The 382-nt window shown below is 52.4% G+C and carries 1 protein-coding gene; it reads right to left on the reverse strand.

The features are described 5' to 3' along the window. Positions 1-382: hypothetical protein (locus HCX89_RS22695; protein ID WP_167717533.1), on the reverse strand; the 382-nt coding region annotated here is incomplete at both ends.

Here is a 382-nt window from a genome sequence, read left to right on the forward strand (position 1 = left end):
TGCAGTCATTTGGGCAGTGAATGCCTTGGCCTTATCACCTGCCGATAAGATGCCTGTCAAACTAGCCCAGAGGCGATCAACACCGATATAAGCCGAAGCCATGGCCAGCAGTGATGCAGTGGCTTGCTTTATTGAACCGCCAAAATCCTCTGCGCCTTTACTGCTTTCATCGAGCAGCCTGTTCTGACGCGCCAGGTTTTTGTTAACGCCCTCAAGCGCATTTTCAGCCGCCGCTTGCTGCTGTTTCAGATCTTCGCTGGCTGCGGCCAGCTTATCCATGCTGATCCCGGCTTTATCGAGAACAGCCTTTTGCTGATTGAGCGTGCGCTGGTTTTTATTGAGGCTTGATCCCAGTGTGTTGAGTTCGCCTCTGGCGAGTTTT

It is taken from the genome of Shewanella sp. Iso12 (assembly GCF_012030025.1).
Lineage (GTDB): Bacteria > Pseudomonadota > Gammaproteobacteria > Enterobacterales > Shewanellaceae > Shewanella > Shewanella algae.